The following is a 24,288-nucleotide window of genomic DNA, read 5'->3' as shown; positions in this document are numbered from 1 at the left end:
TATTGCTCTATTGCACTAAGGTTAAATGATAAAAAAATTATCTAAAACACCGCTAAATCTTGTTCTACCCATAATTCTACAGTGTCAGCAGCATTAACATTGTTATAAATATCATAAGTAATGCCGTCCTCTGTTTTTGTAGAATCTTTAACAAAAGCATTGTCACTAAGTTCTATATCAACTTTATCACCCGTATCACCTATAACTTTAAGAACATTGGTTGAACTGGAAATATCCAATAAGTCATTAAGATTAAGTTTCAAAGTATTGTTACCTGAACCTGTTAAATCAATGATTTCAATGTCTTGAATACGACCATTGTCTATTTGAGTGAGATCTAGATTTAGATCCGCACCTGCTAATTTCAGCGTATCGGTATTACCACCACCATCAACACGAGCGAGTAAATCGCTACTCAGCATCTTGCTGGAGAGTTTAGCAAGGTTGTCCGCATTAATAACAATAGTATCGTTACCGGCTCCTGCATTAAAGACATCGGTGCCTCCGTTACCTATTAAAGTATCATCGCCTAAACCAGTAACAAACAACTCATCGGCAGAGGTACCTGTAAGTGCGTTGCTCTCGCCATTACCTTGAAAATCAATAGCATGAGCAACAACACCATTACCAGCACTAACATCTGCTAAATCAATGGCTTTTGTGTCTGTCTTACCAAATACAACATAAGATTTACCTGCTTTGTCTTTACTATTAGGGTCAGCTCGATAAGCACCAACAATCAAATCATCCAAGCCATCGCCGTTGACATCGCCTGCTGAGGAGACTGAGATGCCACTGCCATCATCAATATTCTCACCATTAATAACAAAACCACCTGTGCCAGAGGCTATGGCTGATAAATCAACAGCACTGCCATTGGTTTTACCAAATACAACATAAGATTTACCTGCATTGCTTCTACTACTAGGGTCTGCAAAAGAAGCACCAACAATCAAATCATCCAAGCCATCGCCGTTGACATCGCCTGCTGAGGAGACTGAGATGCCACTATTATCCCCAGCACTCTCGCCATTGATAACAAAGCCACCCGTGCCTGAGGCTATGACCGATAAATTAACAGCACTTTCATTGATTTTACCAAATACAACATAAGATCTACCTGCATCGACTTTATTACTAGCAACATCTGCTCCATAAGCGCCAACAATCAAATCATCCAAACCATCGCCATTGACATCGCCTGCTGAGGAGACTGAGATGCTACTATAATCCCCAGCATTCTCACCATTAATAACAAAGCCACCTGTGCCTAAGGCTGACAAATTAACAGCATTTTTATCAACTTTACCAAACACAACATAAGATTTACCTGCATTGCTTCTACTACTAGGGTCTGCAAAATAAGCACCAACAATCAAATCATCCAAGCCATCGCCGTTGACATCGCCTGCTGAGGAGACTGAGATGCCACTCCAATCATTAACATTCTCACCATTAATAACAAAACCACCCGTGTTAGCAGCTATGACTGATAAATTAACAGCACTTTCATTGGTTTTACCAAAGACAACATAAGATTTTCCTGCTTCACTTTTACTATTAGGGGTCGCGTGAAAAGCACCAACAATTAAGTCATCCAAGCCATCGCCGTTGACATCGCCTGCTGAGGAGACTGAGATGCCACTATTATCACTAGCATTCTCACCGTTAATAACAAAACCACCCGTGCCAGCAGCTATGACTGATAAATTAATAGCACTCCCATCAGTTTTGCCAAATACAACATAAGATTTGCCTGCTCTGCTTTTATTATCAGGGACTGCCCAATAAGCACCAACAATTAAGTCATCCAAGCCGTCACCATTGACATCGCCTGCTGAGGAGACTGAGTAGCCACTCCAATCATCAGCATTCTCACCGTTAATAACAAAGCCACCTGTGCCTAAGGCTATGGCTGATAAATTAATAGCACTTGCATTAGTTTTACCAAATACAACATAAGATTTACCTACATAACTTTCAGCATGATAAGCACCAACAATTAAGTCATCCAAGCCGTCACCATTGACATCGCCTGCTGAGGAGACTGATTTACCACTATGATCCTCAACATTCTCACCATTCATAACAAAACCTTGTGCAATAGAACCTCTCACCGACACAGCAACAACCCGTTCTGTTGCATTACCTGCAACATCAGTGGCAATAATAGTTACTGCGTCAGTGTGCACTGTCGTTTGTATTGCTTTATAAGTAACGATGCCAGTATCAGTAGTAATTGCAAACTTACTGGTGCTTGCATTTTTTATGCTATAAGTAATACCATCATCTGCATTGCCACCATTAAGATTACTTGCTTGAGCGTCATAAACAGTTGTAGTGATAGCAGCATTTATTTCAAAATTAACATTCGTTGCACTGGTAAACAAAGGATTTGAGGTGTCTACAACAATAGCGCCAGCATTCTTAACAACGCTTGAGACATTACCCGCTATATTGGTTTGCTTAACCTGAATGGCATCAATAGCATGGGTGCCTTCAGCCAGCGTAAAACTGGTGCCTGTGCCGTTAGTCCAGTTAGTGCCACCATTTGTGGAATATTGCCAAGTTGCACCTTCTTCCAAACTAGCAACTGTTATTGTGCCAATCTTGGTAACCTTATCGTCATCTAATGCCCCTGTGTCATCTGCTAAAATAAATGTGGGTTGGACTGGTGGAGCCATGTCAACCTTTATTGTTGTTGAATCTACACCCGTAACATCTTGGTTGTCACTGTTTTTGCCAGCAAGGTTAATAGTAACTGTGTAATCGCCCTGAGTAAGTTTTGAAGTCCAAGCGCTGTTATTGGCTAAAGCCCAAGTATTGTTAACAATAGCTGGAAGATTGGTAGTAATCACATGGACAGTAGTATCACCTTGTTTAAAAACAATGCTACTAACACTTATTGAACTCACTGTGCCAATAACGCTCACTGTGCCACTCAAAGTAGCCGTTGCCATCTCAGCAGTATTGATGATATTGTCAGTGCCGATATTGTTCCAAGTAATTGAGGTTGACAAACTGATATCTACGACCGATACGCTAACAGTTTTTTCCGCTGTATTGCCTGCAATATCGGTGGCAATGATAGTCACTGTGTGGGTGCCTGCTTGCGTTTGCGCTTGTTTGTATTTTAATTCGCCAGTATTACTAATGGTAAATTTGTCTTGTTGCTCTCCCGCTTTTAAAGTATAAGTTACCGTGTTGTCGTCTGTTGCTGCTGTATATATTGTTGTCGATGCTTCGGTATTTGCTTCAACCTCGGCAGTTGCTGCACTGGTGAAGGAAGGGGCTAAGGTGTCTATAGTAATAGAGGAGGCGTACTTGATAATTGTGGCGCTGCCACTCACTTTAACCTGAATATCGTTTGCCCCATAAGTGCCACTAGCCAGCACAAAACTATTGCCTGTGCCGCTGATAAAACTATTACCGCCGTCAGTGGAATACTCCCAAGTGTCACCACTTTTTAAATGCTTAATCGTAATTTCGCCATTTTTGCTAATCCCATCGCTATTTAACGAACCTGCGTCATTCGTTAAAGCGATTGCGAGTGGCTGTGTTGTATCGTCACCATCGCCATCACTGCCACTACTGGCTACCACAACGGCTGCAACCACAACGGCGGCCACGATGCCTATGTTTGAGGCAATAACATCAGAGAAACTTTGGTTGCCGTCTGTGCTTGTTGCACTAGATTCTGTGGCAACAATGGATTGTTCGCCATAAAAATAAACGACTTGAGTGCCGTCTTCTAAAGTAAAGAAGGTATCGGCAACCACATGGTAAAGACCACCGTCTTCGGTGGGGAGGGAAACTAGGCAAGATAAGTCGGCTTTGCAAAGGGTGAAATAGTTGTCAAAGATGAGGACGCTTTCTGCAAATGTGACTTCTAAATCATCGTTTACTCTTTTGGCGATTAGGCTGGTTTTTTTAGTATTAAAATCTTTGGGGTTTAGTTGGTAGGCGATGCCGGTTTGTGGCTGGATGTGGTGGGTGCCTTTGGTGAGGGCAAGCACTTCTTTGTTAAGTTGGTTAGTAATTTTTTGAGCTTTATTCTGTTGTGTTGTAATTTGGGATTTTTTCATGTTTCTCTCCATTAATTATTATTTATGTAATTATACATTGGTTAATCTTAAAAAATTTACGCTTAAAAATGAAATTGTTGGAAACAGAAGTCTAAAAAACAACCCAATAAAAAATAATGATGAATTACAAAAAAACCGTACAATGATAACAACAGGCAACATACAAAAATGCACGCCTCACTTACAGGTGATAATGCAATCTACCAAATGCCAAATGCCAATTGGCAATTGGCAATAATTTGGTATCAATGCACGCTACAATTTCGCCAGCGACTACGCCCTGAAAAAAGACATTATTATCGCTGACACCAAATTTGAATTTGGACTGGATGAAAACAATTGCTTAACCCTAATGGACGAAGTTCTAACCCCCGATTCATCACGCTTTTGGTCAAAATCTGACCACATCGGCACCAGTCCAAAAAGTTTTGACAAGCAAATTGTGCGTGATTGTTTAGAAACACTAGACTGGGACAAAACCCCACCTGCACCAAGCCTGCCAGATAATATCACCCAAAAAACTGCACAACAATACCGCCAAGTGCAACAATTGCTAATGCAAACAACAAAGATTTAGTCGAAATATTGTTTCATTGCACCAAGGTTAAATAATAAAAAACTTTAAAAAAATTATCTAAAACACCGCTAAATCTTGTTCTACCCATAATTCTACAGTGTCAGCAGCATTAACATTGTTATAAATATCATAAGTAATGCCGTCCTCTGTTTTTGTAGAATCTTTAGCAAAAGCATTGTCACTAAGTTCTATATCAACTTTATCACCCGTATCACCCATAACTTTAAGAAAATTGGTTGAACTGGAAATATCCAATAAGTCATTAAGATTAAGTTTCAAAGTATTGTTACCTGAACCTGTTAAATCAATGATTTCAATGTCTTGAATACGACCATTGTCTATTTGAGTGAGATCTAGATTTAGATCCGCACCTGCTAATTTCAGCGTATCGGTATTACCACCCCCGTCAACACGAGCGAGTAAATCGCTACTCAACACTTTGCTGGAGAGTTTGGCAAGGTTGTCCGCATTAATAACAATAATATCGTTACCAGCTCCTGCATTAAAGACATCGGTGCCTCCGTTACCTATTAAAGTATCATCGCCTAAACCAGCGACAAACAACTCATCAGCAGAGGTACCTGTAAGTGTGTTGCTCTCGCCATTACCTTGAAAATCAATAGTATGAGCAACAACACCATTGCCAGCACTAATATCTGCTAAATCAACGGCTTTTGTATCGGTTTTACCAAATAAAACATAAGATTTACCTGCATCGTCTTTGCTATTAGGGTCTGCCAAATAAGCACCAACAATCAAATCATCCAAGCCATCACCATTGACATCGCCTGCTGAGGAGACTGAGCCACCGCTCAGATCCCCAGCACTCTCACCATTAATAACAAAGCCACCCGTGCCAGAGGCTATGACTGATAAATCAACAGCACTGCCATTGGTTTTACCAAATACAACATAAGATTTACCTACATTATTTTTACCACTAGAATCTGCCAGATAAGCACAAATAATCAAATCATCCAAGCCATCGCCATTGACATCGCCTGCTGAGGAGACTGAGCGACCACTATAATCATCAGCATTCTCACCATTAATAACAAAACCACCTGTAGCTAGGGCTATCTTTGATAAGTCAACAGAGGTTTCATCAGTTTTCCCAAATATAACATAGGATTTGCCTGCCTTGCTTTTACTAGCAGGATCTGCAAAATAAGCACCAACAATCAAATCATCCAAGCCATCACCGTTGACATCGCCTGCTGAGGAGACTGAGACGCCACTATAATCCTCAGTATTCTCACCATTAATAACAAAGCCACCCGTGCCAGCGGCTATAACTGATAAATTAACAACATCTTTTTCTTTTTTGCCAAATACAACATAAGATTTGCCTGCATTATTTTTACTATTAAGGTCTGCATTAAAAGCACCAACAATTAAGTCATCCAAGCCATCGCCGTTGACATCGCCTGCTGAGGAGACTGAGTAGCCACTCCAATCATCAACATTCTCACCGTTAATAACAAAGCCACCCGTGCCAGCAGCTATGACTGATAAATTAACAGCGCTTTCATTGGTTTTACCAAAGACAACATAAGATTTTCCTGCATTACTTTTACTATTAGGGGCCGCTTGAAAAGCACCAACAATTAAGTCATCCAAGCCATCGCCGTTGACATCGCCTGCTGAGGAGACTGAGATGCCACTGTTGTCATTAGCACTCTCACCGTTAATAACAAAACCACCCGTACCAGTAGCTATGACTGATAAATTAACAGCACTTCCATCAGTTTTGCCAAATACAACATAAGATTTACCTGTAAAATTTTCACTAAGACGAGCACCAACAATCAAATCATCCAAGCCATCGCCATTGACATCACCTGCTGAGGAGGCTGAGTAGCCACTCCAACCAATACTCTCACCATTCATAACAAAGCCACCTGTACCTAAGGCTATGGCTGATAAATTAATAGCAGTTTCGTCAACTTTACCAAATACAACATAAGATTTTCCTGCATTGCTTTTATTATCAGGGTCTGCTTGTTCAGCACCAATAATCAAATCATCCAAGCCATCGCCATTGACATCGCCTGCTGAGGAGACTGAGAAGCCGCTCTCGTCCCCAGCACTTTCTCCATTCATAACAAAACCTTGTGCAACAGCACCTCTCACAGACACAGCAACAACCCGTTCTGTTGCATTACCTGCAACATCAGTAGCAATAATGGTCACTGTATCACTATGCGCTGCCGTTTGTATTGCCTTATAAGTAACGATGCCAGTATCAGTAGTAATTGCAAACTTACTGGTGCTTGCATTTTTTATGCTATAAGTAACACCATCATCTGCATTGCCACCATTAAGATTACTTGCTTGAGCGTCATAAACAGTTGTAGTGATAGCAGCATTTATTTCAAAATTAACATTTGTTGCACTGGTAAACGAAGGATTTGAGGTATCTACAACAATAGTGCCAGCATTCTTAACAACGCTTGAGATATTACCCGCTACATCGGTTTGTCTAACCTGAATGGCATTAATAGCATAAGTGCCTTCAGCCAGCGTAAAACTGGTGCCTGTGCCGTTAGTCCAGTTAGTACCACCATTTGTGGAATATTGCCAAGTTGCACCTTCTTCCAAACTAGCAACTGTTATTGTGCCAATCTTAGTAACCTTATCGTCATCTAATGCCCCTGTGTCATCTGCTAAAATAAATGTGGGTTGGACTGGTGGAGCCATGTCAACCTTTATTGTTGTTGAATCTACACCCGTAACATCTTGGTTGTCACTGTTTTTGCCAGCAAGGTTAATAGTAACTGTGTAATCGCCCTGGGTAAGTTTTGAAGTCCAAGCGCTGTTATTGGCTAAAGTCCAAGTATTGTTAACAATAGCTGGAAGATTGGTAGCAATCACATGAACAGTAGCATCACCTTGTTTAAAAACAATACTACTAACACTTATTGAACTCACTGTGCCAATAACGCTCACTGTGCCACTCAAAGTAGCCGTTGCCATCTCAGTAGTATTGATGATATTGTCAGTGCCGATATTGTTCCAAGTAATTGAGGTTGACAAACCGATATCTACGACCGATACGCTAACAGTTTTTTCCGCTGTATTGCCTGCAATATCGGTGGCAATGATAGTCACTGTGTGAGTGCCTGCTTGCGTTTGCGCTTGTTTGTATTTTAATTCGCCAGTATTACTAATGGTAAATTTGTCTTGTTGCTCTCCCGCTTTTAAAGTATAAGTTACCGTGTTGTCGTCTGTTGCTGCTGTATATATTGTTGTCGATGCTTCGGTATTTGCTTCAACCTCGGCAGTTGCTGCACTGGTGAAGGAAGGGGCTAAGGTGTCTATAGTAATAGAGGAGGCGTACTTGATAATTGTGGCGCTACCACTCACTTTAATCTGAATATCGTTTGCCCCGTAAGTGCCACTAGCCAGCACAAAACTATTGCCTGTGCCGCTGATAAAACTATTACCGCCGTCAGTGGAATACTCCCAAGTGTCACCACTTTTTAAATGCTTAATCGTAATTTCGCCATTTTTGCTAATCCCATCGCTATTTAACGAACCTGCGTCATTCGTTAAAGCGATTGCGAGTGGCTGTGTTGTATCGTCACCATCGCCATCACTGCCACTACTGGCTACCACAACGGCTGCAACCACAACGGCAGCCACGATGCCTATGTTTGAGGCAATAACATCAGAGAAACTTTGGTTGCCGTCTGTGCTTGTTGCACTAGATTCTGTGGCAACAATGGATTGTTCGCCATAAAAATAAACGACTTGAGTGCCGTCTTCTAAAGTAAAGAAGGTATCGGCAACCACATGGTAAAGACCACCGTCTTCGGTGGGGAGGGAAACTAGGCAAGATAAGTCGGCTTTACAAAGGGTGAAATAGTTGTCAAAGATGAGGACGCTTTCTGCAAATGTGACTTCTAAATCATCGTTTACTCTTTTGGCGATTAGGCTGGTTTTTTTAGCGTTAAAATCTTTGGGGTTTAGTTGGTAGGCGATGCCAGTTTGTGGTTGGATGTGGTGGGTGCCTTTGGTGAGGGAAAGCACTTCTTTGTTAAGTTGGTTGGTGATTTTTTGGGCTTTATTTTGTTGTGTTGTGATTTGGGATTTTTTCATGTTTCTTTCCTACATAATAATTATTTTATATAATTATACATTGGTTAATCTTAAAAAATTTGCGCTTAAAGATGAAATTGTTGGGAACAGAAGTCTAAAAAACAACCCAATAAAAAACAATGATGAATTACAAAAAAACCGTACAATGATAACAACAGGCAACATACAAAAATGCACGCCTTACTTATAGAGACCTTTGCATAAATATGAATTATCATCAAAAATCCACTTTTCACCCACTTGGTAATTTTTTAAACCCAGCCTTAGCCCTGCTAGGACAAGATTTAAGAAAATTACCAATTGGGCAAAAATTGAATTTTGCTAATCACCCATATTTATGCAAAGGTCTCTTATAGGTGATAATGCAATCTACCAATTGGCAATAATTTGGTGTCAATACACGCTACAATTTCGCCAGCGACTACGCCCTGAAAAAAGACATTATTATCGCTGACACCAAATTTGAATTTGGACTGGATGAAAACAATTGCTTAACCCTAATGGACGAAGTTCTAACCCCCGATTCATCACGCTTTTGGTCAAAATCTGACTACCACATCGGCACCAGTCCAAAAAGTTTTGACAAGCAAATTGTGCGTGATTATTTAGAAACACTAGACTGGGACAAAACCCCACCTGCACCAAGCCTGCCAGATAATATCACCCAAAAAACTGCACAACAATACCGCCAAGTGCAACAATTGCTAATGCAAACAACAAAGATTTAGTCGAAATATTGTTTCATTGCACCAAGGTTAAATAATAAAAAACTTTAAAAAAATTATCTAAAACACCGCTAAATCTTGTTCTACCCATAATTCTACAGTGTCAGCAGCGTTAACATTGTTATAAATATCATAAGTAATGCCGTCCTCTGTTTTTGTAAAATCTTTAGCAAAAGCATTGTTACTAAGTTCTATATCAACTTTATCACCCGTATCACCTATAACTTTAAGAACATTGGTTGAAGTAGAAATATCCAGCAAATCATTCAGATTGAGTTTCAAAGTATTGTTACCTGACCCTGTTAAATCAATGATTTCAATGTCTTGAATGCGACCATTGTCTATTTGTGTGAGATCTAGATTTAGATCCGCACCTGCTAATTTCAGCGTATCGGTATTACCACCCCCGTCAACACGAGCGAGTAAATGATTACTCAACACCTTGCTGGAGAGTTTAGCAAGGTTGTCCGCATTAATAACAATAGTATCGTTACCAGCTCCTGCATTAAAGACATCGGTGCCTCCGTTACCTATTAAAGTATCATCGCCTAAACCAGCGACAAACAACTCATCGGCAGAGGTGCCTGTAAGTGCGTTGCTCTCGCCATTACCTTGAAAATCAATAGCATGAGTAACAACACCATTACCAGCACTAACATCTGCTAAATCAACGGCTTTTGTATCGGTTTTACCAAATACAACATAAGATTTACCTGCATCGCTTTTATTATTAGGGCCTGCATTAAAAGCACCAACAATCAAATCATCCAAGCCATCACCATTGACATCGCCTGCTGAGGAGACTGAGTGGCCATTCTGATCATTAGTATCCTCACCATTAATAACAAAGCCACCTGCGCCAGAGGCTATGGCTGATAAATTAATAGCGCTGCCATTGGTTTTACCAAATACAATATAGGATTTGCCTGCTTTGTCTTTACTATTGAAGCCTGCATGAGGGGCACCAACAATCAAATCATCTAAGCCATCACCATTGACATCGCCTGCTGAGGAGACTGAGAAACTACTCTTGTCCCCGGTATTCTCACCATTAATAACAAAGCCACCCTTGCCAGCGACTATAACTGATAAATCAACAGCACTTTTATTGATTTTACCGAATACAATATAGGATTTGCCTATATTATGAGCACCAACAATCAAATCATCCAAGCCATCACCATTGACATCGCCTGCTGAGGAGACTGAGAAGCCACTTCTACCTTCAGCACTCTCACCATTAATAACAAAGCCACCCGTGCCAGCGGCTATAACTGATAAATCAACAGCGTCTTTATCAGTTTTGCCAAATACAACATAAGATTTACCTGCATCGCTTTTATTATTAGGGTCTGCATAAAAAGCACCAACAATCAAATCATCCAAGCCATCGCCATTGACATCGCCTGCTGAGGAGACTGAGATGCCACTCCAATCATTACCATTCTCACCATTAATAACAAAGCCACCCATGCTTGAGCCTGAGGCTATGACTGATAAATCAACAGCGGTTTTGTCTTTTGTTCCAAGTACGACATAGGTTTTACCTGCTCTGCTTTTACCACTAGGGTCTGCCCAAAAAGCACCAACAATCAAATCATCCAAGCCATCGCCATTGACATCGCCTGCTGAGGAGACTGAATAGCCACTCTCGTCCCCAGCACTCTCACCATTGATAACAAAGCCACCCGTGCCCGAGACTACGACTGATAAATTAACAGCGGTCCCATCAACCTTGCCAAGCACGACATAAGATTTACCTGCGCTGTTTTTACTAGCGGGGGTTGCATAATAAGCACCAACAATCAAATCATCCAAGCCATCGCCATTGACATCGCCTGCTGAGGAGACTGAATAGCCACTCTCGTCATTAGCATCCTCACCATTGATAACAAAACCACCTATACCTGAGGCTATGGCTGATAAATCAACAGTAGCTCCATCAGTTTTACCAAACACAATATAAGATTTACCTGCGCTGTCTTTACTAGCAGGGTCTGCTTGAGGAGCACCAACAATCAAATCATCCAAGCCATCGCCGTTGACATCGCCTGCGGAGGAGACTGAATAACCACTCTCGTCCCCAGCGCTCTCACCATTCATAACAAAACCTTGTGCAATATCAGTGATTCTCACCGACACAGTAACCGTCTGCTCTGTTGCATTACCTGCAACATCAGTGGCAACAATAGTTACTGTGTCACTATGCACTGTCGTTTGTATTGCTTTATAAGTAACGATGCCAGTATCAGTAGTAATTGCAAACTTACTGGTGCTTGCATTTTTTATGCTATAAGTAACACCATCATCTGCATTGCCACCATTAAGATTACTGGCTTGAGCATCATAAACAATTGTAGTGATAGCAGCATTTATCCCTACATTAGCAGTGGACGCACCAGCAAACAAAGGATCTGAGGTGTCCACAACAATAGCGCCAGCATTCTTAACAACGCTTGAGACATTACCCGCTACATTGGTTTGCTTAACCTGAATGGCATCAATAGCATGGGTGCCTTCAGCCAGCGTAAAACTGGTGCCTGTGCCGTTAGTCCAGTTAGTGCCACCATTTGTGGAATATTGCCAAGTTGCACCTTCTTCCAAACTAGCAACTGTTATTGTGCCAATCTTAGTAACCTTATCGTCATCTAATGCCCCTGTGTCATCTGCTAAAATAAATGTGGGTTGGACTGGTAGAGCCATGTCAACCTTTATTGTTGTTGAATCTACACCCGTAACATCTTGGTTGTCACTGTTTTTGCCAGCAAGGTTAATAGTAACTGTGTAATCGCCCTGAGTAAGTTTTGAAGTCCAAGCGCTGTTATTGGCTAAAGTCCAAGTATTGTTAACAATAGCTGGAAGATTGGTAGTAATCACATGAACAGTAGTATCACCTTGTTTAAAAACAATGCTACTAACACTTATTGAACTCACTGTGCCAATAACGCTCACTGTGCCACTCAAAGTAGCCGTTGCCATCTCAGCAGTATTGATGATATTGTCAGTGCCGATATTGCTCCAAGTAATTGAGGTTGACAAACCGATATCTACGACCGATACGCTAACAGTTTTTTCCGCTGTATTGCCTGCAATATCGGTGGCAATGATAGTCACTGTGTGGGTGCCTGCTTGCGTTTGCGCTTGTTTGTATTTTAATTCGCCAGTATTACTAATGGTAAATTTGTCTTGTTGCTCTCCCGCTTTTAAAGTATAAGTTACCGTGTTGTCGTCTGTTGCTGCTGTATATATTGTTGTCGATGCTTCGGTATTTGCTTCAACCTCGGCAGTTGCTGCACTGGTGAAGGAAGGGGCTAAGGTGTCTATAGTAATAGAGGAGGTGTACTTGATAATTGTGGCGCTGCCACTCACTTTAATCTGAATATCGTTTGCCCCATAAGTGCCACTAGCCAGCACAAAACTATTGCCTGTGCCACTGATAAAACTATTACCGCCGTTAGTGGAATACTCCCAAGTGTCACCACTTTTTAAATGCTTAATCGTAATTTCGCCATTTTTGCTAATCCCATCGCTATTTGATGAACCTGCGTCATTCGTTAAAGCGATTACGATAGGCTGTGTTGTATCGTCATCATCGCCATTGACATCGCCATCGCCATCACTACCACTGCCGCTACTGGCTACCACAACGGCTGCAACCACAACGGCAGCCACGATGCCTATGTTTGAGGCAATAACATCAGAGAAACTTTGATTGCCGCCTGTGCTTGTTGCACTAGATTCTGTAGCAACAATGGATTGTTCGCCATAAAAATAAACGACTTGAGTGCCGTCTTCTAAAGTAAAGAAAGTGTCGGCAACCACATGGTAAAGACCACCGTCTTCGGTGGGGAGGGAAACTAGGCAAGATAAGTCGGTTTTGCACAGGGTGAAATAGTTGTCAAAGATGAGGACGCTTTCTGCAAATGTGACTTCTAAATCATCGTTTACTCTTTTGGCGACTAGGCTGGTTTTTTTAGTATTAAAATCTTTGGGGTTTAGTTGGTAGGCGATGCCAGTTTGTGGTTGGATGTGGTGGGTGCCTTTGGTGAGGGTAAGCACTTCTTTGTTAAGTTGGTTGGTGATTTTTTGGGCTTTATTTTGTTGTGTTGTGATTTGGGATTTTTTCATGTTTCTTTCCTGCATACATAATTATTTTTATGTAATTATACATTTATACATTGGTTAATCTTATAAAGATTTGCACTTAAAAATGGGATTGTTGAGAGCAAAGGTCTAAAAAACAACCCAATAAAACACCATATATTCGTAAAAAGTTTTATTTATCAACTATAATAATCCAAACACAAAACTTATCAACTTGAGACCTTTGCATATAATATGGGTGATTAGCAAAATTCAATTTTTGCCCAATTGGTAATTTTCTTAAATCTTGTCCTAGCAGAGTTAAGGCTGGGTTTAAAAAATTACCAAGTGGGTGAAAAGTGGATTCTTGATGATTATTTATATTTATGCAAAGGCCTCAATATGACTTAATAAAATTTACCAACAAAAAACAATGATGAGTGACAAAAAAACCGTACAACAATTACCAATACAATGATAACAACAGGCGGCATACAAAAAATGCACACCTCACTTACAGGTGATAATGCAATCTACCAAATGCCAATTGGCAATAATTTGGTGCCAATGAACGAATTAATCGGGCAAGAAATATCCCTCACATTCAACGGCGAAATCACCTGCTCAAACTGTGGCACAACGACTCGAAAAAGTTACTCTCAAGGCTATTGTTTTCCTTGTTGTCGAGATTTAGCACGGTGTGATTTGTGCATTATGAAGCCTGAAACTTGCCACCACCATCTTGGCACTTGTCGTGAACCGCTATGGGGGCTAGATAATTGCTTTGCCCCACATATTATTTACCTAGCAAACTCATCAGGTGTTAAAGTCGGCATTACTCGCAAAAGCAATATGCCCAGCCGCTGGATTGACCAAGGTGCAGTGCAAGCCTTACCCATACTTGAGGTTGATACACGACTAAAATCTGGACAAATTGAAATCGCCTTAAAAGCATTTGTCAACGACAAAACCAACTGGCGAAAAATGCTTAAAAATGAAGTAGATGCCACCGATCTTATCGCAAAAAAACAGCAACTACTTGCAGAAGTATCCGACTTAACAACAAACTTAGGCGCAATAACCTTAAACAACGAAGTCATAAAGATCAATTACCCTGTCATAGAATACCCAAACAAAATTAATTCATTAAATTTTGACAAAACGCCTGAAATTTCTGGCGTTTTACAAGGCATTAAGGGGCAATATTTATTATTAGACACGGGCGTTCTTAACATCAGAAAATTTAGTTCATATAACCTTACATTAACTTACTAGAGAAAGACAAATGGCAGCATTGCAAATTGAAACACTAGAAACAGGTAAAGGCAAAATGTGCAAAGCACGAGATAAAATTTCTGTGCACTATACAGGTTGGCTCACAAATGGTAAAAAATTCGACTCAAGCCTAGATTGTGGCAGCCCATTTGACTTTACACTCGGCACAGGCGTAGTTATTCCCGGCTGGGATCAGGGCATTGAAGGCATGAAAGTCAATGAAAAACGCAAACTCACCATCCCCTCAAAACTGGCTTACGGCGAATTTGGCTCAGGTGCCATCCCACCAAGTGCTACCACAATTTTTGAAATTACATTATTGGCTATTAAGTAATAAGTTACTGTATTGTCGCTTTATCCGCAAAGAGTGTCAAGCAAATAACCAGAATTATTCACACCTATGCTCTCTCTGAATGCCTTCTACCCATTCGCCTTTAATATAATATGTGGTTGAACACATATTTCCTGTGCCCATAGTTTCATCTTGCTTTAAAACCTTGGTTAAGCCTTTATTTTTGCTGGATTTAAATACGCAAAATACCTGAGCCTCATTTATCCCTGATAAATTAAGCCTGATTGACACAAATGGCAATGTATTTCCATAAAAATTAAATGCCACACGGATTACATAACATTTGTAAGTTATCTCTACGCATTGTTATTATTCTCATAGAGTGCTCCCATCAAAAATATCTCCGAGAGTATCTATAGTTGCAGTTGTTGCCACAACTACAGGCACTATTTCAATGGCTTTTACTGCAACTTCGTCAATACTTTGATGACGAATTGCAGTGCCGTTGAATGGTTTACCTAAAGGGAACAAATCCAATATATTTAAACTTTCATTTGTTTCAGTATTTGAAGTAACATTATCAGGTAAAGTTGTAGCAGGAATAAAATTTTTATCCTCAGGGGCAGTTGTTATACGCCATTCGGCTTCTTTAAAGTGTTTTTTGACGGTATCTGACCGCTCTTCTTGGATAGTATTTTCAGTTTGTTGAAATTCAAAATTAGTTGCTTTTGGGTTTTCAGAATCAACACTTGTTTTATCTACTTGCTCTGACTTAGTGTCTGTAATAATTGGGTAAAGTCCTCCGTTATCCCCATCAGTGTCTGGAGCGCTCATATCAACAACTAAACTACCTTGAGGTATCACTAAACCCTCATAATAGTCATCCATCTTACTGGTAACAGTATCAGGAAGCATAACTGAAATAAACTGTCCCATATCATTTTGGACTTCATCGTACAAAGTTCCAGCTATTTCCCAGGTATTTAAAAATACCAGTCCTGTGTAATTAGTAGTATCAAAGACCATTATGATTGTATCAGTAGATTGATTGCCTTCTGTGTATATAACCCCAGGGATTACATTGCCTTCGGAATCTGCCAATGATTCTCCGCAGTCCCAAGGGTCAATTGGGTCAATTTTCTGATTTGCAGTAAAAGTAAGTTTAATTGCTGTGCTATTCTGATGTAGGCTAAAGTCAATAATTCTAAGCATGTCATATTCATCAGCACTGGAAATATAGTCTTGAGCATCTACTTTGGTAGCCATTTGGGTATCTATGTATCTAGCTGGTAAATTATCCAGTTTACTATCCACTGGGATATTTCTTGAGCGGTCTTCGAATTGGCTTTTGGCAGTATCTGACCAGGTTTCCCTCATAACACTCTTACTATCTGCTGATATTACACTACCCAGTAAAAATTGAGTTAATTCGTACTTATCTACATGCATATAAGTGCCATCATCTATACCTGAAGTGTCTAATTCAAGAACGACACTGTTGGCACCTAAAGCACCTTTATTCCAAACAAACCCAGTACCTGATAGGTAATCTCCTGTATTTGTTGCAGCCTCTACAATCACCCCCACATCCCAACTATTGAATGCCAGTAATTGGGTATTAAATTCCATAACGACATATAATTTGCTATTTTGTTGGTATACATTGAATTTTTCAACGATAGGCGCTATTCTGTTTTCTCTATTATTCATTACCCTCCTATTGCGTTTCTATAGGATTATTTTTACATAAAAACTTACATTAAATGGCTAAGAAGTTTACACATCAAAAAATACTTTTACCACTAACGAGCAGGTTAAAATAAAACCCAGTTTAATACAATCAAAAAGTTACTCTTATGAATGACGATTTCCCACGAATAAAAAGATTGCCTGCTTATGTTTTTGCAGTAACCAATGAGTTAAAAGCCAAGGCTCGCGCTCGTGGCGAGGATATTATTGATTTTGGGATGGGCAATCCTGACCAGCCAACGCCTGACCATATTGTTGAAAAATTGGTGGAAGCGGCACGGCGCAAGGATACGCATCGTTATTCTGCTTCTCGTGGCATTCCACGATTGCGCAAAGCGATTGCCGATTGGTATCAAAGGCGCTTTGAGGTTGATATTGACCCAGAAACCGAGGCAATCGTTACTATTGGCTCTAAAGAAGGGTTGGCAAATTTGGCGCAAGCAGTGGTTGGCAATGGCGATACGGTGTTGGTGCCAAATCCTGCTTATCCTATTCATCCGTATGGATTTGTGATTGCAGGGGCGGATATTCAGCATGTGCCTTGTGGGCCTGAGGATGATTTTTTTGCAGAATTAGAACGCTCAATTAAAAACACTTTTCCAAAGCCAAAAATGTTGGTGCTAAATTACCCCTCTAACCCAACCACTGAGTGCGTAGAGTTAGAGTTTTTTGAAAAAGTCATTAAAATTGCCAAAGCCCATAAAATCTGGGTCATTCAAGACTTGGCTTATGCAGATATTGTCTTTGACGGCTATGTGGCACCAAGTATTTTACAAGTGGAGGGTGCCAAAGAAATTGCTGTTGAGTTTTTCTCACTGTCAAAAAGTTACAATATGCCCGGTTGGCGTGTTGGCTTTATGGTCGGCAACCCAACTTTAGTGGGTGCGCTTGCTAAAATTAAATCTTACCTAGATTATGGTATGTTTACCCCTATTCAAGTCGCCGCCATTGAGGCATTAGAGGGGGATCAAAGTTGTGTGCGAGAAATCTCAAATATGTATCAAGACAGGCGAGATGTGTTATGCGAAGGGCTAAACTCTATTGGCTGGACAGTTACCCCACCCAAAGCTACAATGTTTGTTTGGGCAAAAATCCCTGAATTTTACCAAGCATTGGGCTCGTTAGAATTTACCAAAAAACTGCTTAAAGTGGCAAAAGTTGGCGTATCGCCCGGTATCGGTTTTGGTGATTATGGCGATAAATATGTGCGCTTCGGGTTGATTGAAAATGAACACCGCACCCGGCAAGCCATTCGTGGTATTAAAGAAATGTTTAAACAAGATGAATTACGCTAAGGCTTATAAACTTCTCCTGCGGGGACACTGGACGCTACTCGGTATGTCAGGCGTGGGCAAAACGCACCTTGCTAAGTTGCTCGGCACACAAGGCAAATGTTATCATTATTCTGGCGATTATCGCATTGGCACCAAATATCTTAATGATGCTATTGTTGACAATATTAAACAAAAAATTTCTCAAAATGACGATTTAGCCAAATTATTAGACAACAACGCTTTCAGCATTAAAAATCATGTTACTCTTGACAATCTCTCTTCAGCATCAGATTTTTTAGGCAAAGTTGGCAATCCCGAACAAGGGGGGCTACCGATTGATGAATTTTGCAGGCGACAATTGTTACACCGAGAAGCCGAAATCAAAGCCATGCAGGATGTGCCTAAGTTTATTGAAAAATCTCAAGCGCAAGGATATAGCCATTTTATTAATGATGCAGGCGGGTCTTTGTGTGAACTTGACGACGAAGTGCATAAAACACTATTTAAACACACACTTATTATCTACATTAAGGCAAATGAAGCCAACGAATCCACGCTCATTGAACGCGCACAAACACACCCAAAACCTTTATATTATCAAGCCGATTTCCTTAAGCAACAACTGGACATCTACTTACAAGAAAATCACCTAATTTATATCGCACAAATCGATCCAAACGCATTCGTACGCTGGATTTTTCCACGCTTACTTAAACATCGAAAGCCAAAATATGCCGCCATTGCTAACCAATATGGTTGCACCATTGACAGTCAAGACTTATATCAATGTCAAAATGCTGACGATATCATTAAATTTATTTCTGAGGCGCTTCACTAATGCCACTTATTGCCCATTCAAACCTACCTTCTTTTCAACGCCTCCAACAAGAGGGAGAAAATATTCTATCAAAAGAGCGTGCCAACACCCAAGAAATTCGTGAACTGCACATCGGGCTGTTAAATATGATGCCCGACCTAGCGCTTGAAGCAACAGAGCGTCAATTTTTCCGCCTAATCGGACACTCTAACCAAATTGCACAATTCTACCTACACCCCTTTACCCTATCCTCTATTAAACGCAGTGAAAAAGCACAAGCCCATGTTGATCAACACTACCAAAGTTTTGACGATATTAAAACCCAAGGACTGGATGCGTTAATTATCACGGGCGCACATATCGAAGATGCCGATTTAGAAAAAGCACCCTTTTATGAACAACTTAAGGAAGTGATTGAATGGTCGTATGCGCATGTTACCTCAACACTCTGCTCATGCTTGGCAACGCACGCTGTGCTTGAATTTTTATATGGACAAAAACGCCAACCAATTGGCAAAAAATGTTGGGGCGTATTCCCACACCAAGTGCTGGATCGACAACACCCGTTAATGAACGGCGTAAATACCCGTTTTGATGTGCCACATTCTCGTTTTAATGAAATTTCAAAAGCACAATTTGATGCCGCTGGCGTTAAAATTTTAGTTGATAGCAAAATCGGTGCCCATCTAGGTGTAAGCGCAGATTTACTCAGAATTGTCTTTTTCCAAGGACACCCAGAATACGACACCATCAGCCTACTCAAAGAATACAAACGCGATATTATCGCCTATCTGCAAAACACACGGGACGATTACCCCCCTTTCCCTGAACACTACTTAACCCAGCAAAACCAAGCCATTCTCAACGAGTATAAAACCAAATTATTGGCGCAAACATTCACCCTAGCAGATTTCCCCGAACAACTCATTAGCAAAACCCTAAACAACACTTGGGGCAACGCCACCAATGTGATTATCAACAACTGGATTGGTTGCGTGTACCAAGTAACCCATAAGGACATCAATAAGCCCTTTATGGACGGCATTAATCCGAATGACCCACTGAATTTAAAACAGTGAACCCAATCTCAAAGCCACTGCTCAAGTGGTTTGACCAATTTGGCCGCAAAACACTGCCTTGGCAGAGTAAACCTGCTAACCCTTACCATGTTTGGCTCAGTGAAATTATGTTACAACAAACTCAGGTAACCACAGTCATCGGCTATTTTAATAATTTTATTCAGCATTTTCCCACCATAGAAGCGCTTGCTGATGCCAGCGAAGATGCTGTTTTGGCACAATGGGCAGGCTTAGGCTATTACGCCAGAGCAAGAAATCTGCACACCACCGCCCACCTTATCATGCGCCAATACCAAGGCAATTTTCCCACTGAATTTAAACAAGTGCTAGATTTACCCGGTGTGGGTGAATCCACAGCAGGCGCTATTTTATCCATCAGTTTTCACCAAAACCACGCCATACTTGATGGCAATGTAAAACGAGTTCTTGCAAGATACCACCAAGTTCAAGGACATTATGGACAAAGTGCAACACTTAAGCAATTATGGCATTTAGCAAAATACCACACACCCAATCAGCGTAACGCCGAATACACGCAAGCCATTATGGATTTAGGCGCCACCTTATGCACCCGCAGCAAGCCGAATTGCACACGCTGCCCCATCCAATCTCAGTGCTTGGCACAACAAACCAATACGCAAGACCAATACCCCAGCCCAAAGCCGAAAAAAAACAAGCCCACCCGCACCACTGCCATGCTAATTTATCAAAACACCGCAGGAGAAATTTACCTAGAAAAACGACCAAAAAAAGGTATTTGGGGCGGACTGTGGAGCCTAGTAGAGTGTGAAAACAAGGAAAAAACCATCCTCCAAACCCTCAAAGAATTTGACCCCAACGCACACATAAAAGCAAACTTAGCCGTCATCAAACACAGTTTTACCCACTATCACTTATTAATTTACCCAATATTGATTCATTGCCCTGATAATAAGCAAACATTCCACCCCCTTGAACAACTGACACTCGGGCTCCCTGCGCCCGTTAAAACCCTCATAAATCGGTTAAAATAAACGCATGAAGATTATTCGTGGCTTACAAAACTTAACTCAATACCAAGGCTCTGTCGTTACCATCGGCAACTTCGATGGCGTGCATCTTGGCCATCAAAACATCCTCGCACAATTGATTAAGAAATCCAAACAATTGAATTTACCCGCCGTGCTTATTTCATTTTCACCCACACCACAACGATTCTTTGGTCACGAAAAAGCAACACTCAGTAGCTTTAAAGAAAAACAACATTTGTTATCCGAATTAGGCCTAGATGTCCACCTAATCGTGCATTTTAATCAAACATTTTCTCAATTGACCGCATTAGATTTTGTGCAAAAAATTCTACTTGATAAACTCAATATGCAACATTGCCTAATTGGCGATGACTTTCATTTTGGCAAAGACAGGCAAGGCGATTTTGCACTCTTACAAACCCTGTCCAAAACCAAAGGATTTACCCTGGCAAACACACCCAGCATCTGCCACAACAATACCCGTATCAGCAGCTCAGAAATCCGCTCACTATTAGCACAAGGCAATCTCCAATCCGCCGCCACAATGCTCGGTCGTGCATTCTCCATTACTGGCACCGTTGCACATGGGTTAAAAAATGGACGCACCATTGGCTTCCCAACCATCAATATCCCTATTAAACGCAAAATCAGCCCCGTCCATGGCATCTTTGCTGTAACAGTAGAACTTGACGGCACTTCTTATCAAGGCGTATGTAGCATTGGCAATCGCCCCATCATCGGCGGTAAAAAAACACTGCTAGAAGTCTTCTTATTTGATTTTAATCGTGAAGTTTACGGACTTAAAGTCAAAACCACCTTTCAGCACAAAATCAGAGAAGAGGAAGATTTCGACGACTTTGCCACCTTAAAAAAACAAATTAAAATTGATGTTAGTCATGCCAAAAAATACTTTATTTAAGCCTAATGATGTCGCCATACACGCCATTCGCTCCCGCGGCAAAGGCGGGCAAAATGTCAACAAAGTCAACACTGGCATTCATCTGCGCTTTGACATAAAAGCCTCAAGCTTGACCAGTGAAAACAAAGAAAAATTACTTAAATTAAACGATATACGCCTGTCTAAAGAAGGCATAATCGTCATTAAAGCCGACAATTTTCGCACGCAAGAAAAAAACCGCTTAGAAGCACTAAAGCGTTTAAATTTACTATTAACCAAAACATTCAAAGTGCCAAAAATCAGAAAACCAACCAAAATTTCTAAAGCAGCCCTTGCCAAACAAATTAAACAAAAAATACAACGCTCAAAAATTAAACAAACTCGAAAAAAGGTTAGATTCTAATGCTCAACACTCTACAAAAAACACTCTTAAAACTACACAATAACAAATTATTTGAATTTAGCGTAATTGGCGTTATCATTTTTTCATCCCTACTCATTGGCGTTAAAACTTACGACCTTAACCCAAATTATTTGTTCGTATTAGAAGTGCTAGACATGGGCGTAACCGTCTTCTTCTTAATCGAAATTTTGCTTAGATTCATCACCACCCCCAACAAAAAACGCTTTTTTCACAACGCTTGGAATATATTCGACACCCTCATCGTTACCATTAGCCTAATCCCCATTGATCAAAGCGAATACGCACTATTAGCCCGCCTAATCCGCATTTTCCGTGTCCTGCGCCTAGTCAGTGCCATTCCCGAACTACGCCTACTGGTCAACGCATTGCTCAAAGCCCTGCCGTCAATGGGCTATGTACTACTCTTGATGTTTATCCTATTCTATATGTATGCCGCTGTCGGCAGTTTTATCTTCGAATCCATTAACCCTGTCCTATGGGGTGATATTTCCATCTCTATGCTCACCCTATTCAGAGTCGTTACTTTTGAAGACTGGACCGATGTGATGTATGAAACCATGATTGTGCATCCGTGGTCATGGGTGTATTATTTGTCGTTTATTTTCTTTAATGCTTTTGTGTTTTTAAATATGATGATTGGCATTGTCATTGACAAAATGCAACAAGAGCACGAAAGCGACGAAGAGGGCGTGCATGAACGCCTAAAACGCATTGAGAGAAAACTAGACAGTTTGGCAAAATAACACTTATTTTGCGTTTTTTTGATATTTAAATCTTACCAAAAGACCGTTGCCAACCTAGGAAAAACACAAAGAAAATAGCGCAACCACCCTGCATTCACCCTTATAAATCAAATTATGTTGATGTGTCAAGTAATACCCCTATTTAAAAAAGTCTGTCAAGGTAAAAAAACGAGTAGAATATTAATTTAATATCCAATTCAAAGTAAAAAAAGGTGTTTTGCCATTTTTCATTTAAACAGTTTCAAAATGAAAATTAGCGCATGATAAATTACACTAAGCGCTTAAGTAAAAATAACACCTCAATTAAACAATAATCTTTCACATCGCACTATTTATTGGGGAATAAAAATGAAAAAAATAATTCAAACATGCCTCTACATTGTCACCATAGTATTGTCACTTAACACTGCGGCGGCAGAAGAAAAAACAGGCGATGGACACATTACAGCCAAAGCATCAACAATGGGCTTTGGCATTGAATACAATTATCCCGTTACCTCAGTCCTAAGCATTGGCATTGGTGTTAATAAATTTAGTGCGAACAAAACCCTAACCAAGCATAATGTTCATTACAATGCCGATGTTGATTTTAAAAGCGCCTCCATTATTACCAACTACCACCCCTTTAGCAATGGTTTCCGCCTGCGTGCTGGCACTTATTACAACGATAATAAAATCAACTTAAGTGCCGATTCATCCACTGGAACCCTCACTATTGCTAGCACAGAGTTTACCAATGCAGATATTGCCATCAACGGTGAATTAAGTTTTAAGAAATTTTCGCCTTATATTGGTATCGGCTATGGCTCCGAACCAATTGGCGACAATACTTTGTCTCTTGATATTGACATCGGCGTTATGCAAAGCCCTATTAAAGTGCAATTAACAGGAACTTGTGAAGCAAACCCCACCAAAGAACTTGCTTGCCATTTATTTGACCCCAGTTTGGCAAAAGCAAAGGCAGATTTAGAGGAAGAAGCAGGCAAAATTAAATTGTATCCTATTGTTTCATTGGGTTTGTCGTATCGTTTTTAGCGACAAAAATAGTGGTGTGAAGCTTTAATTGCTATTCAAAAATATAAATTTTGTTAATTATTCATGCAAGATTCTTACAAAACTGAAAGCCTCCTAATCAACGCAGGGATTGCCAAAAGCG

The 24,288-nt window shown here is 40.5% G+C and carries 17 protein-coding genes and 2 pseudogenes; 15 read left to right on the top strand and 4 right to left on the bottom strand.

The features are described from left to right. Positions 1–41 precede the first annotated feature (41 nt). The gene (locus tag MS2017_RS10905; RefSeq protein ID WP_164707545.1) at positions 42–4,085 is read right to left on the bottom strand and encodes a beta strand repeat-containing protein; all 4,044 of its coding nucleotides are present in this window, start codon (positions 4,083–4,085) and stop codon (positions 42–44) included. A gap of 37 nt (positions 4,086–4,122) precedes the next feature. Between MS2017_RS10905 and MS2017_RS00230 the strand changes: the two genes are divergently transcribed. Next, complete coding sequence (locus MS2017_RS00230) at positions 4,123–4,323, top strand: hypothetical protein (protein WP_164707544.1); 201 nt, start codon at positions 4,123–4,125, stop codon at positions 4,321–4,323. Positions 4,324–4,341: 18 nt separating this feature from the next. Next, positions 4,342–4,662, top strand: a pseudogene (locus MS2017_RS00225) (phosphoribosylaminoimidazolesuccinocarboxamide synthase); the annotation flags it as partial. A gap of 57 nt (positions 4,663–4,719) precedes the next feature. Here the strand turns inward: MS2017_RS00225 and MS2017_RS10900 are convergent. Continuing rightward, entirely contained in the window at positions 4,720–8,763 is a 4,044-nt protein-coding gene (locus MS2017_RS10900) for a beta strand repeat-containing protein (protein ID WP_164707543.1), read from the bottom strand. Positions 8,764–8,803: 40 nt separating this feature from the next. Between MS2017_RS10900 and MS2017_RS00215 the strand changes: the two genes are divergently transcribed. The 3 genes and pseudogenes from MS2017_RS00215 to MS2017_RS00210 all read left to right on the top strand — a co-directional run. Continuing rightward, a complete protein-coding gene (locus MS2017_RS00215) occupies positions 8,804–8,953 on the top strand; it encodes a hypothetical protein (protein ID WP_164707542.1) in 150 nt (49 codons plus the stop codon). A 16-nt stretch (positions 8,954–8,969) separates the two neighbouring features. Continuing rightward, positions 8,970–9,119 carry a hypothetical protein gene (locus MS2017_RS10895; protein WP_164707541.1) on the top strand — a complete coding sequence of 50 codons (150 nt, stop codon included), beginning with the start codon at positions 8,970–8,972 and terminating at the stop codon, positions 9,117–9,119. Between the two features lie 48 nt (positions 9,120–9,167). Continuing rightward, positions 9,168–9,491, top strand: a pseudogene (locus MS2017_RS00210) (phosphoribosylaminoimidazolesuccinocarboxamide synthase); the annotation flags it as partial. 57 nt (positions 9,492–9,548) lie between these two features. Here the strand turns inward: MS2017_RS00210 and MS2017_RS00205 are convergent. Continuing rightward, the gene (locus MS2017_RS00205) at positions 9,549–13,616 is read right to left on the bottom strand and encodes a beta strand repeat-containing protein (protein ID WP_164707540.1); all 4,068 of its coding nucleotides are present in this window, start codon (positions 13,614–13,616) and stop codon (positions 9,549–9,551) included. 429 nt (positions 13,617–14,045) lie between these two features. On the opposite strand from MS2017_RS00205, the gene MS2017_RS00200 reads away from it, so the two are divergent. Both MS2017_RS00200 and MS2017_RS00195 read left to right on the top strand, forming a co-directional pair. Continuing rightward, positions 14,046–14,846 (top strand): DUF2797 domain-containing protein, encoded by an 801-nt coding sequence (locus MS2017_RS00200; RefSeq protein ID WP_071565267.1) that lies wholly within the window; start codon positions 14,046–14,048, stop codon positions 14,844–14,846. 10 nt (positions 14,847–14,856) lie between these two features. Continuing rightward, on the top strand, positions 14,857–15,180 hold the full coding sequence (locus MS2017_RS00195; RefSeq protein WP_122950882.1) for an FKBP-type peptidyl-prolyl cis-trans isomerase: 324 nt from the start codon (positions 14,857–14,859) through the stop codon (positions 15,178–15,180). Between the two features lie 333 nt (positions 15,181–15,513). Here MS2017_RS00195 and MS2017_RS00185 read toward each other — a convergent pair whose 3' ends face one another. Beyond that, a complete protein-coding gene (locus MS2017_RS00185) occupies positions 15,514–16,848 on the bottom strand; it encodes a hypothetical protein (protein WP_122950880.1) in 1,335 nt (444 codons plus the stop codon). A gap of 146 nt (positions 16,849–16,994) precedes the next feature. Here MS2017_RS00185 and alaC point away from each other — a divergent pair, with 146 nt between their 5' ends. The 8 genes from alaC to MS2017_RS00145 all read left to right on the top strand — a co-directional run bounded on the left by alaC (position 16,995) and on the right by MS2017_RS00145 (position 24,167). After that, positions 16,995–18,182 (top strand): alanine transaminase, encoded by a 1,188-nt coding sequence (alaC, locus tag MS2017_RS00180; RefSeq protein ID WP_071565271.1) that lies wholly within the window; start codon positions 16,995–16,997, stop codon positions 18,180–18,182. Continuing rightward, on the top strand, positions 18,169–18,999 hold the full coding sequence (locus tag MS2017_RS00175) for an ATPase (protein ID WP_071565272.1): 831 nt from the start codon (positions 18,169–18,171) through the stop codon (positions 18,997–18,999). The genes alaC and MS2017_RS00175 overlap by 14 nt, the downstream gene beginning before the upstream one ends. Beyond that, positions 18,999–20,057: a homoserine O-succinyltransferase MetA gene (gene metA, locus MS2017_RS00170; RefSeq protein WP_071565273.1), complete on the top strand. Its 1,059-nt coding sequence runs from the start codon at positions 18,999–19,001 to the stop codon at positions 20,055–20,057. Before MS2017_RS00175 ends, metA begins: the two co-directional genes overlap by 1 nt. Continuing rightward, complete coding sequence (gene mutY, locus MS2017_RS00165; protein WP_122950879.1) at positions 20,054–21,070, top strand: A/G-specific adenine glycosylase; 1,017 nt, start codon at positions 20,054–20,056, stop codon at positions 21,068–21,070. The genes metA and mutY overlap by 4 nt, the downstream gene beginning before the upstream one ends. Before the next feature lie 4 nt (positions 21,071–21,074). Next, positions 21,075–21,986 carry a bifunctional riboflavin kinase/FAD synthetase gene (gene ribF, locus MS2017_RS00160; RefSeq protein ID WP_122950878.1) on the top strand — a complete coding sequence of 304 codons (912 nt, stop codon included), beginning with the start codon at positions 21,075–21,077 and terminating at the stop codon, positions 21,984–21,986. Further along, positions 21,964–22,368: an alternative ribosome rescue aminoacyl-tRNA hydrolase ArfB gene (arfB, locus tag MS2017_RS00155; protein ID WP_241156941.1), complete on the top strand. Its 405-nt coding sequence runs from the start codon at positions 21,964–21,966 to the stop codon at positions 22,366–22,368. Before ribF ends, arfB begins: the two co-directional genes overlap by 23 nt. Then, the gene (locus tag MS2017_RS00150; RefSeq protein WP_122950877.1) at positions 22,368–23,132 is read left to right on the top strand and encodes an ion transporter; all 765 of its coding nucleotides are present in this window, start codon (positions 22,368–22,370) and stop codon (positions 23,130–23,132) included. The genes arfB and MS2017_RS00150 overlap by 1 nt, the downstream gene beginning before the upstream one ends. Positions 23,133–23,480: 348 nt before the next feature. Next, entirely contained in the window at positions 23,481–24,167 is a 687-nt protein-coding gene (locus MS2017_RS00145; protein WP_122950876.1) for a hypothetical protein, read from the top strand. Positions 24,168–24,288: the final 121 nt, after the last annotated feature.

It is taken from the genome of Bathymodiolus thermophilus thioautotrophic gill symbiont, assembly GCF_003711265.1.
Lineage (GTDB): Bacteria > Pseudomonadota > Gammaproteobacteria > PS1 > Pseudothioglobaceae > Thiodubiliella.
The sequence above is the reverse complement of the archived record's forward strand: the minus strand, read 5'-3'. Positions and strand labels throughout refer to the sequence as shown.

What these genes read in the sequence shown, in the direction of transcription:
- MS2017_RS10905 (WP_164707545.1), bottom strand. Translation starts at nt 4,085, where the DNA reads ATGAAAAAATCCCAAATTACAACACAACAGAATAAAGCTCAAAAAATT.
- MS2017_RS10900 (WP_164707543.1), bottom strand. Translation starts at nt 8,763, where the DNA reads ATGAAAAAATCCCAAATCACAACACAACAAAATAAAGCCCAAAAAATC.
- MS2017_RS10895 (WP_164707541.1), top strand. Translation starts at nt 8,970, where the DNA reads ATGAATTATCATCAAAAATCCACTTTTCACCCACTTGGTAATTTTTTA.
- MS2017_RS00205 (WP_164707540.1), bottom strand. Translation starts at nt 13,616, where the DNA reads ATGAAAAAATCCCAAATCACAACACAACAAAATAAAGCCCAAAAAATC.
- MS2017_RS00200 (WP_071565267.1), top strand. Translation starts at nt 14,046, where the DNA reads ATGATAACAACAGGCGGCATACAAAAAATGCACACCTCACTTACAGGT.
- MS2017_RS00195 (WP_122950882.1), top strand. Translation starts at nt 14,857, where the DNA reads ATGGCAGCATTGCAAATTGAAACACTAGAAACAGGTAAAGGCAAAATG.
- MS2017_RS00185 (WP_122950880.1), bottom strand. Translation starts at nt 16,848, where the DNA reads ATGAATAATAGAGAAAACAGAATAGCGCCTATCGTTGAAAAATTCAAT.
- alaC (WP_071565271.1), top strand. Translation starts at nt 16,995, where the DNA reads ATGAATGACGATTTCCCACGAATAAAAAGATTGCCTGCTTATGTTTTT.
- MS2017_RS00175 (WP_071565272.1), top strand. Translation starts at nt 18,169, where the DNA reads ATGAATTACGCTAAGGCTTATAAACTTCTCCTGCGGGGACACTGGACG.
- metA (WP_071565273.1), top strand. Translation starts at nt 18,999, where the DNA reads ATGCCACTTATTGCCCATTCAAACCTACCTTCTTTTCAACGCCTCCAA.
- ribF (WP_122950878.1), top strand. Translation starts at nt 21,075, where the DNA reads ATGAAGATTATTCGTGGCTTACAAAACTTAACTCAATACCAAGGCTCT.
- arfB (WP_241156941.1), top strand. Translation starts at nt 21,964, where the DNA reads ATGCCAAAAAATACTTTATTTAAGCCTAATGATGTCGCCATACACGCC.
- MS2017_RS00150 (WP_122950877.1), top strand. Translation starts at nt 22,368, where the DNA reads ATGCTCAACACTCTACAAAAAACACTCTTAAAACTACACAATAACAAA.
- MS2017_RS00145 (WP_122950876.1), top strand. Translation starts at nt 23,481, where the DNA reads ATGAAAAAAATAATTCAAACATGCCTCTACATTGTCACCATAGTATTG.